A 9,419-nucleotide genomic window follows, 5' to 3' on the forward strand; every position below is an offset into this window, starting at 1 on the left:
AAGGTCGGCGTTGATCTTGTAGGAGCGAGGCTTGCCCGCGAAGGCGTCAGCTCAGCCAACACAAAACTCAGGGTTGCTCACCAAAAAACTCCACCACCGGCATCTCCCGCTTCATCAACACCTTCCCATCACGAACCGAATACAGCGGCAAGCCCTGACTGCGGATAACCTCGTAATCGCTGTCCGCCGAAAGAATCAGCAAATTCGCCGGCCGCCCGCGCTCCAGTCCATACCGATCCCCCAGGTTCATCACCCTGGCGCTGTTGTCGGTGACCAGGTCCAGCGCACTTTGCAGGTTGCGATACCCGAGCATGTGACAGATGTGCAAACCCGCTTCAAGCACCCGCAAAATGTTGCCGTTACCCAGCGGATACCACGGGTCGACGATCGAGTCCTGGCCGAAGCACACGTTCATCCCCGCTTCGAGTAACTCATTCACCCGAGTGACGCCACGACGTTTCGGAAAGTTGTCGTAGCGCCCTTGCAGGTGAATGCTTTCGGTGGGGCAGGAGACAAAACTGATCCCTGAATGCCCGAGCAAGCGAAACAGTTTGGCGCAGTACGCGTTGTCGTAGGAGCCCATGGCCGTGGTGTGGCTGGCCGTGACCCGCGAGCCCATGTCGCGGCTGCGGGCTTCTTCGGCGAGTACTTCAAGGAACCGTGAGTGCGGGTCATCGGTTTCATCGCAATGCACGTCCACCAGGCAACCGGTGCGCTCGGCGAGGTCCATCAGGAACTTCACTGAGCTCACGCCCTGATCGCGGGTGTATTCGAAATGCGGAATCCCGCCGACCACGTCCGCGCCCATGCGGATCGCTTCTTCCATCAGCTCACGACCGTTGCGGTACGACTCGATGCCTTCCTGGGGGAAGGCGACGATTTGCATGTCGATCAGGTGACGGCTTTCTTCGCGCACTTCGAGCATCGCTCTCAGCGCCGTCAGTTGCGGGTCGGTGACATCGACATGGGTGCGCACATGCTGGATGCCGTGGGCGGCGAGGGCCTGGATGGTTTTCCTGGCGCGGGTCTTGGTGTCTTCCTCGGTGATCGTCACCTTGCGCTCGCCCCAGCATTCGATGCCTTCGAACAGCGTTCCGCTCATGTTCCAGCGCGGTTCGCCGGCGGTGAGCGTGGCGTCGAGGTGGATGTGCGGTTCGACGAAGGGCGGCACCACCAGGTTGCCGCCGGCGTCCAGATCATCGGGGCCCAGGGTCGGCGCTTCGGTCTGACGGGCAATATTGCTGATCAGGCCGTTTTCCAGGTGCAACTCATGCAGGCCTTCTTGGTTGCGCAGGCGGGCGTTGATGATGTGCATCAGGCGAATCCTTTAGGAGATCTTGTAGTAGTGCGTTGGCGCGTCAGTTATAGACATTAGCGCGGCAACGGAAATCGAGCATCGGACAGATGTGAACTTTGACCACGGCAGCGAAAGAAAAATGCCCGCCATTGATCGGGACCACACCGCTCTTTTGTAGGAGCCGGCTTGCTGCGGGCGGCGTTCCGACGATCACGGTATAACAGGCAACATATGTGCCGACTGACACTCCGCCATCGCCAGCAAGCCGGCTCCTACAAGGACTGGGTGTTTTCAGGGGGCTTTTGGGAGAAAACGCAGCAGCGCGGCAACGATGGCTTCGGGCGCATCTTCCTGAACCAGATGCCCGGCATTGGGGATTGGGTGAAACTGCGCCCCCGCAATCATCTGCTGCAGTGCGCGGCCACGTTCGATGGGGATCCACTGATCATCCTCACCCCACAGAATCTGCACCGGGCAACGAACCGTCGGGTACAACCCCTCGACCTCGCGGGTATAGCGCTGATCCATCTGCGCGATCTGCCGGTAAAACGCCGCTTGCCCCGGATCGCCCAGCCACGGTTGCACGTAGGGTGCGAGTTCATCGTCGGGTATGTCGCGCTTGATCGCCCCGCGAACATAGGCCGACACAATCGCCCGCTGAATGTAATCGGGCACACCGCTGAACGCCGCTTCATGCTGACGCACCTGTTGCACGAATGGTGAGCCCCACGGCGTCAACGCCACCGGGTCGATCAGCGTCAGGCTGCGGTAGTCCTTGCCGTTCAGCAGATGCGCGCGCAGCACCGTCGCGCCGCCGAAATCGTGGGCCACCACATCCGGGCAATCCAGACCCCAATGCTCCAGCAGTTGCGTCAACAGTTCGTTCTGCACCCCCAGCGACACATCGCCCTCGACCTTCTCGGACAGCCCGTAACCCAGCAGGTCGAAGTAATGCACCCGGTGTGACGTGATGAAGTGCGGCGCAATCCGGTGCCACACATACGAAGAGAACGGCGTGCCATGCACGAACACCAACGGCGGGCCGTCGCCACGCACGGCGTAACGGACGGAGTGCCCGTTGAAGCGATAGGTTTGAGCCAGCGGCCAGTCAGTCATGGGTAAGTCCTCTTGGCGGGTGCAAGCCAAAAAGCATAGGCATAAAAAACCAGCCGATGAAGGCTGTTTTTTTAATCACTGACGAAACGCAGTTCCCCCTGTGGGAGCGGGCTTGCTCGCGAAAGCGGTGTATCAGTCGACATCTCTGTTGCCTGACACACCGCTTTCGCGAGCAAGCCCGCTCCCACAGGGGGAATGCGTTGTCTGGTTTATTCGCCGCGATAGATGCAACCGCTGGTGCAGGTCTCGTGAATACGGATCGCGCTCAGTTCTGGCAGCAATGGCTTGAGTTCAACCCAGATCCACTTCGCCAACACTTCACTGGTCGGATTCTCCAACCCCGGAATGTCATTCAAATAGTTGTGATCCAGGCGCTCATACAACGGCTTGAAGATTGCCTTGATCTCGGAAAAGTCACGAATCCAGCCGGTATGCGGATCAAGATCGCCACTCAAATGAATCGCCACTTTGAACGAGTGACCGTGCAGGCGGCCGCACTTGTGGCCTTCCGGGACGTGGGGCAGGCGGTGGGCGGATTCGAAGGTAAATTCTTTGAAGATTTCCACAGTGGTTTCAGCTCTGTCAGGTGGCGATCGCCGCAGCGATGTGGGCAGGCGGCGAGTTTAACAGTTTGTCCTGACTAAAGGGTCAGCAAGCGTTCGCCAAGGCGACCGTTGGCGGCGAGTTCGAGAAACTCATCGCCTAGCCTGCGGCTTTCATCCATGGTCGTACGCCAGTATTTCTGCCGGCTCGGCGCATCGCCCATGAAACGCTTGAAGTCGTTACGGTCCGGCAGTTTGCCGTAGGGCAGGCGGGCCAGGTATTCCTTGGACGGCGCCAGCAACAGGACATCCTGCAAGCGCGTTGGGCAGGCACGGCGCCACGGAAGGGTTTTGTCGAACCAGCCGGGAATCACCCGGTCGGTGAAATGTGGGTACAGCACGATGTCGTTGCCGCTGTAGGGCAGGTCGAGGTGATAGTCGAGCAGGCCGCCGTCGCGGAACGTTCCGGTGCCGGCGCCCGGCAGGTCGCGCACGCCTTCCATGACCATCGGGATCGAGCCCGAGGCGAGCAGGGCCTGACGCAGGTTGCCGGCATTCAGCGCGACGAAGCGCGAGGGGAAATCGTTCAGCGCGTTGACCGGCGGTGCCAGGCGCGGATCGTGGATGATCAGCCGCTCGAAATGCCGCGACAGCCGCGCGCGACCGCGCAGGTTGTCGGCGATCACTGACGACAGGCCCAAGCCGAGACGACCACGATGATCGTCCGCAAGCAGGCCGTGACTTTTGACCACCATGATGTTCAGCCGGTAATTGGCGTTGCTCAGAATCGCCGCATCGCGACCGTCGAGCAGGTCATTGAGCATGCGTTGCGAGCTCTGGCTGATCTGCGCCATGGTCACGCCCTTGGCGAAGTTCTGCTCGGTGTACAGGTGACCGAGGCGGCGAATGCCTTCGGCGGCGTCCGGCAGGCAGGCACTGGCGAAGCGCCAGGAGCCGACCGAGGCGCCGATCAGCGACCGTTCACGCGGCGCGGCGGGCAGCCACTCGCCAAACAGCGCCAGGTCCAGACCTTGAATCCCCAACGCCTTCGGCCCGCCGGCAGCACCCGGCAACGTGCCGACATCGGCGGCGTTCAAGCCGTGCTCACGGATGCGCGCCAAGGCACGCGGGCCGGCCTTGAGGGTCAGGGAAGGGAACTTGATGTGGATGGCGGTCATACCGGTCTCGATGTCTGGCAAGCGGGCGGATTATAAACAGGTCAGGCAACGTCACAAATCTACTGTGGGAGCGAGCCTGCTCGCGATGGCGTACTGACATTCAACATTGATGTCGACTGACACGACGCCATCGCGAGCAGGCTCGCTCCCACAGGTTTTGTGTCGGTCGGTGATGGCGCGTTGTCATGGCCAATGATGGCAATTCAGTTTCAATTAAGTTCGAATCGCTAAGGTGCCTTCCGTACGCAACACATAAAAAATACGGAGACACCCATGAAAACCCTGACTGCCCTGTTCACCGCCTCTATCGTCGCCATGACCGTCAGCATCGCCCACGCTCGCGACCTGGGCCCCGACGAAGCCCTGCGGCTGCGCGACGCTGGTACCATTGTGTCTTTCGAAAAGCTCAACGCCACGGCATTGGCCAAACACCCTGGCTCGACGGTTACCGAAACCGAGCTGGAAGAAGAGTACGGCAAGTACATCTATCAGGTGGAGCTGCGCGACCCGCAAGGCCTTGAGTGGGACCTGGAATTAGACGCGGTCAGCGGGCAACTTCTCAAGGATCATCAGGATACGTAATGAAGGTGTGTTCATTGTCACGCATGGCGCTGGTGCTTCTGGCGTTTTGCTCGATCGTCATGGCCCGCGACCTTGATCAGGACGAAGCCCTGCGCCTGCGTCAGCAGGGTGTGATCCTGCCGCTCGAACAAGTGGTGAAGCAGGCGCTGGAGCGTTATCCAGGCTCTAAGCTGCTGGAAGCCGAGCTTGAAGAGAAACACGACGTCTACATTTATGAAGTCGAGCTGCTGACCACCGAAGGCGTGGTTCGTGAACTGGACCTCGACGCCGCCACTGGCGAGTTACTGAAAGACAAGGAAGATTGACCGATGCGATTGCTGCTGGTGGAAGACCATGTGCCCCTGGCCGACGAACTGATGGCCGGCCTCAACCGCCAGGGCTACGCCGTGGACTGGCTGGCCGACGGTCGAGATGCGGTGTATCAGGGCAGCAGCGAACCGTATGACCTGATCATCCTCGACCTTGGTCTGCCCGGTTTGCCGGGGCTCGACGTGTTGGCGCAATGGCGCGCGGGCGGGCTTGCTACGCCGGTGTTGATCCTCACCGCGCGCGGTTCCTGGGCCGAACGGATCGAAGGCCTCAAGGCCGGCGCCGACGATTACCTGAGCAAACCTTTCCATCCTGAAGAGCTGCATTTGCGCATTCAGGCGTTGTTGCGCCGTTCCCATGGCCAGGTCAATCAACCGACGCTGCAGTCGGCCGGATTGCACCTGGACGAAGGCCGGCAATGCGTGACCCGCGACGGTGCCGACATCCAGCTCACCGCTGCGGAATTTCGCCTGCTGCGCTACTTCATGCTGCACCCCGAGCAGATCCTCTCCAAAAGCCACCTCGCCGAACACCTCTACGACGGTGAAACCGAGCGCGATTCCAACGTGCTGGAAGTTCACGTCAACCACCTGCGGCGCAAGCTCGGGCGCAGCGTGATCGAAACCCGTCGCGGCCAGGGTTACCTGTTCGGCGGGCAAGCGCAGTGAGGTCGATCCAGCGCCACTTGAGTCTGGGGCTGATCAGCGTGATGGTGATCGTCGGCCTGGTGCTGGCGCAAACCAGCCTGTGGTTGTTCGAAGTGGGCTTGCAGCGCTATCTCGAAGCGGGGCTGCGCAACGACAGCGAAAGTTTGCTGGTGGCGCTGGTGCGCGGGCCGCAGGGCTTGCAGCTGGATGAACGACATCTGTCACCGGCCTATCAACGGCCGTTTTCCGGGCACTACTTCCGCATCGATTTTGCCGACAGCCATTGGCGCTCGCGTTCGTTGTGGGATCAGGAATTGCCGCGCCTCGAACATCCCGGCCTGCACAGCAACCTGCAACTGGGGCCGGAAGGCCAGCAATTGCTGGTCTTGCGTTCGGACTATCGCCGTTTGGGACAATCGATCTCCATCAGCGTCGCTCAGGATTACACGCCGGTGCGCGAGAGTTTCAAGCGCATGCAGCAAGTGGGGCTGGGGCTGGGGCTGGCGGGGTTGCTGCTGATTTTGCTGTTGCAACGGATCACCGTGCGCCGCGCCTTGCGTCCACTGGAAAAGGCCCGTGAGCAGATTGCTCAGTTGCAGCAGGGCCAGCGTTCGCAACTGGATGATCAGGTGCCGGTGGAACTTGAGCCGCTGGTGGCGCAGATCAACCATTTGCTCGCCCACACCGAAGACAGCCTCAAGCGTTCGCGCAATGCGCTGGGCAACCTTGGGCATGCCTTGAAAACCCCGCTGGCGGTGTTGTTGAGCCTGGCGTCCAGCGAGAAACTCGATGCCCATCCCGAGCTGCGCAAGATCCTCAAAGACCAATTGGCACAGGTTCAGCAACGACTCAATCGCGAGCTTAACCGCGCACGGTTGTCCGGCGATGCGCTGCCGGGGGCGTTGTTTGATTGCGATGCGGAACTGCCGGGATTGCTCGCCACGTTGAACATGATCCACGGCGAACACCTTGAACTGAGCTATCGCGCGCCGGCCGGGTTGCAGCTGCCTTGGGATCGCGAAGACTTGCTGGAACTGCTGGGCAACCTGCTGGACAACGCCTGCAAATGGGCGGATGCCGAGGTGCGGTTGAGTGTGGTCGAGACGGCTGGAGGGTTTGAGCTAAGCGTGGAAGATGATGGGCCGGGGATTCCCGAGGACCAGCGTGCTCAGGTGTTCAGCCGGGGCACACGGCTGGATGAGCAGGCGCAAGGGCATGGGTTGGGGCTGGGGATTGTGCGCGACATCGTCGACACGTGGGGCGGGGTGTTGCGGCTGGAGGAGAGCGAGTGGGGTGGGTTGAAGGTTGTCATCGAACTGCCCAAACGCTGACCCCGGAAACACCGCTTTACTGTAGGAGCCGGCTTGCCGGCGATGGCGTCTTCAAAATCGCCATCGCCGGCAAGCCGGCTCCTACAGGGGAGGCAGTCAGACGCGGAATTGATCCATCAGGCTCTGCTGCTGATTCGCCAGGCTATTCAGCGACTGACTCACCCGCGCCGACTCATTCGCCTGCCCCGACAGCGACTCGGTCACGTCCCGGATCGTCGCCACGTTGTTGTTGATCTCTTCCGCCACCGCGCTTTGCTCTTCCGCCGCTGAGGCAATCTGCAGGTTCATGTCGCTGATTACCGTCACCGCGTCGCCGATCTGGCGCAACGCCGTGACGGCCTGGCTGACCTGCTCGACACTGCCCTGAGCCTGGCGATGGCTGTTGTTCATCGACCCCACCACATCTTGCGTGCCGTTCTGCAACTGCTCGATCACCAGGCGGGTTTCTTCAACCGACTCCTGCGTACGTCGCGCCAGGTTGCGCACTTCGTCGGCCACCACCGCAAAACCGCGTCCGGCCTCACCGGCACGGGCCGCTTCGATGGCGGCGTTGAGGGCCAGCAGGTTGGTCTGCTCGGCGATGGCGCGGATCACTTCCAGTACCGAGCCGATTTTCTCGCTGTTGGCCGCCAAACCTTCGACCTGCACCATCGCTGCGCTCATGTCGGCGGCGAGGTTGTCGATGCTGGTGGTGGTCTGGTCGATCACGGTCAAGCCACGGCGGGTGGCGTGATCGGCATCGCGCGCTGCTTGTGCCGCTTGTGCCGCGCTGCGGGCAACGTCCTGGGCGGTGGCGCTCATTTCGTGGGAAGCGGTCGCCACCTGATCGACCTGACGGTATTGCTGTTCCATGCCGGCGCTGGTCTGCGTGGCGATGGCGGAAGACTGGTCCGCCGTGCTGCGCGCGTCCTGTACCGAGCGTTTCACCTCGGCGATGATCGGCTGCAACTTGTCGAGGAAACGGTTGAACCAGCCGGCCAACTGGCCCAGCTCATCCTTTTTGTCGTAGGCCAGACGCCGGGTCAGGTCGCCTTCGCCGCTGGCGATGTCTTCGAGCATGTGCGCCACACCCAGAATCGGTTTGGTCACGCTGCGCGCCATCAGCCACACCAGCAACAGGCCGATCAACGCGGCCAGCACGCCGAGACCGAGTTCGACCAATGTGCCGGCGGTGTTACTTTCATCGAGTTGTTTTTTCAGGGTTTCGGCGGGGCCGACCAGGACTTTTTCCGGCACATCGAGCAATACACCCCACGATTTGCCGTCGGGGATCGGCTGGAACGGTGACAGCACTTTCAACTGCTGGTTGCTGTGCAGGCTTGCGGTTTTGCTGCTGGCGGCGAGCAGGCGGATCAGTTCGGTGCCGTTGGTTTTATCCACAGCGTCCAGGCGCTGGGCGAGTTTGCTGGCGTCCGGGCTGTAGCCGGCGAGCAAACCGGCCGGGCTGATGATGCTGACGTTGGTCTGGCCGTCATAAAGCTTCTTGCTCGCGCCCTGGCTGACGGCTTGCAGGCTGTTGAGGTTGATGTCCACCGACAGCGAGGCGATGACTTTGCCGTTGACCATCAGCGGGAACACGATGCTGGTCATCAGCACGTTCTGGCCGTCGATCACATAGAAGTAGGGTTCGATCACGCAGGGCTTGAGCGAGGTGCGCGGGCAGGTGAACCAGGCGTTGGCGGGTTCGCCGCTGGGGCCGGTGCTGGTGTCGGCCATGTCGGTTTCGGGCAGCGCCATCGACGTCACCTTGCCAGGGGTCGGTTGCGACCAGTACAGCGCGAAACGGCCCTTGTCGTTGCTGCCCAGCTCAGCCTGGCCGGCAAACAGTTCATCCTTGCCGTCCAGCGCATTGGCTTCGAACACCAGCGACAGGCCGAGCAATTCCGGGTTGGCTTGCAACGCAGACTTGACCTGGCGGGTCAGGTCTTCACGCAGGTCGAAGGCATCGAGAAAGCGCTTTTCGGCCTGATCGCGCAGGAACAACACCTGACGCGAAAAGCCGTGGCCATATTGATAGGCATCCATGAACTGCTGGCGAATGTTCAGCGCCTGGTTTTCGCCCTGGGACTCGATCCGGGCCTGGGCGGCTTCAGTGAGCATCTCCATGCTAGAGGCTTTCACCAGCTCGGAACTGTGCTCCATGCGATACAGCGAAAGACCTACCAGCAAGGTCACGATACCGGCGAGGCAAAGCCCGGCCAGCAGGGTGATTTTCCATTGAATGGAAAGTTGTCTGAGCGACATGGAGACGTCCTTATTCGATAAATATCTGAGACTTTGCACTGTAGCGGCCGAAAATCCGCTTTCTTTATGCCGTCCGAAGAAAATCGAATCACCCGCGCAACCCCTGTAGGAGCCGGCTTGCTGGCGATGGCGTCCGTCCAGTCAATAACGGATTGACTGACCCACCGCTATCG

The 9,419-nt window shown here is 61.1% G+C and carries 9 protein-coding genes and 1 pseudogene; 4 read left to right on the forward strand and 6 right to left on the reverse strand.

All coding sequences use genetic code 11. The features are described 5' to 3' along the window. Nucleotides 1–67 precede the first annotated feature (67 nt). The 4 genes from codA to PMI32_RS25065 form a co-directional block, all read right to left on the reverse strand. Nucleotides 68–1,315, reverse strand: coding sequence for a cytosine deaminase (gene codA, locus PMI32_RS25080; protein WP_008025295.1), 1,248 nt, complete (start codon nt 1,313–1,315; stop codon nt 68–70). A 273-nt stretch (nt 1,316–1,588) separates the two neighbouring features. Further along, nucleotides 1,589–2,413 carry an alpha/beta fold hydrolase gene (locus PMI32_RS25075; protein ID WP_008025297.1) on the reverse strand — a complete coding sequence of 275 codons (825 nt, stop codon included), beginning with the start codon at nt 2,411–2,413 and terminating at the stop codon, nt 1,589–1,591. Nucleotides 2,414–2,622: 209 nt separating this feature from the next. Next, the gene (queD, locus tag PMI32_RS25070) at nt 2,623–2,979 is read right to left on the reverse strand and encodes a 6-carboxytetrahydropterin synthase QueD (RefSeq protein WP_008025299.1); all 357 of its coding nucleotides are present in this window, start codon (nt 2,977–2,979) and stop codon (nt 2,623–2,625) included. Between the two features lie 74 nt (nt 2,980–3,053). Continuing rightward, complete coding sequence (locus tag PMI32_RS25065; protein ID WP_008025300.1) at nt 3,054–4,133, reverse strand: patatin-like phospholipase family protein; 1,080 nt, start codon at nt 4,131–4,133, stop codon at nt 3,054–3,056. Nucleotides 4,134–4,406: 273 nt separating this feature from the next. Here PMI32_RS25065 and PMI32_RS25060 point away from each other — a divergent pair, with 273 nt between their 5' ends. Genes PMI32_RS25060 through PMI32_RS25045 form a run of 4 tightly spaced genes read left to right on the forward strand, consistent with a single transcriptional unit; the run spans nt 4,407 to nt 7,002 of the window. Beyond that, nucleotides 4,407–4,715, forward strand: a complete 309-nt coding sequence (locus tag PMI32_RS25060; protein WP_008025303.1) for a PepSY domain-containing protein — start codon at nt 4,407–4,409, stop codon at nt 4,713–4,715. Next, the gene (locus PMI32_RS25055; protein WP_008025305.1) at nt 4,715–5,020 is read left to right on the forward strand and encodes a PepSY domain-containing protein; all 306 of its coding nucleotides are present in this window, start codon (nt 4,715–4,717) and stop codon (nt 5,018–5,020) included. Before PMI32_RS25060 ends, PMI32_RS25055 begins: the two co-directional genes overlap by 1 nt. 3 nt (nt 5,021–5,023) lie before the next feature. After that, nucleotides 5,024–5,692 carry a response regulator transcription factor gene (locus PMI32_RS25050; protein ID WP_008025306.1) on the forward strand — a complete coding sequence of 223 codons (669 nt, stop codon included), beginning with the start codon at nt 5,024–5,026 and terminating at the stop codon, nt 5,690–5,692. Further along, entirely contained in the window at nt 5,689–7,002 is a 1,314-nt protein-coding gene (locus PMI32_RS25045; protein WP_008025309.1) for a sensor histidine kinase, read from the forward strand. Before PMI32_RS25050 ends, PMI32_RS25045 begins: the two co-directional genes overlap by 4 nt. Before the next feature lie 96 nt (nt 7,003–7,098). Here the strand turns inward: PMI32_RS25045 and PMI32_RS31030 are convergent, their stop codons facing one another. Both PMI32_RS31030 and PMI32_RS31035 read right to left on the reverse strand, forming a co-directional pair. After that, nucleotides 7,099–7,854, reverse strand: coding sequence for a methyl-accepting chemotaxis protein (locus tag PMI32_RS31030; protein WP_404943259.1), 756 nt, complete (start codon nt 7,852–7,854; stop codon nt 7,099–7,101). Nucleotides 7,855–7,956: 102 nt separating this feature from the next. Next, nucleotides 7,957–9,246 (reverse strand): annotated as a pseudogene (locus PMI32_RS31035) (methyl-accepting chemotaxis protein); the annotation flags it as partial. Between the last annotated feature and the right edge of the window lie 173 nt (nt 9,247–9,419).

The sequence above is a fragment of the Pseudomonas sp. GM60 genome, from assembly GCF_000282415.1.
GTDB lineage: Bacteria > Pseudomonadota > Gammaproteobacteria > Pseudomonadales > Pseudomonadaceae > Aquipseudomonas > Aquipseudomonas migulae.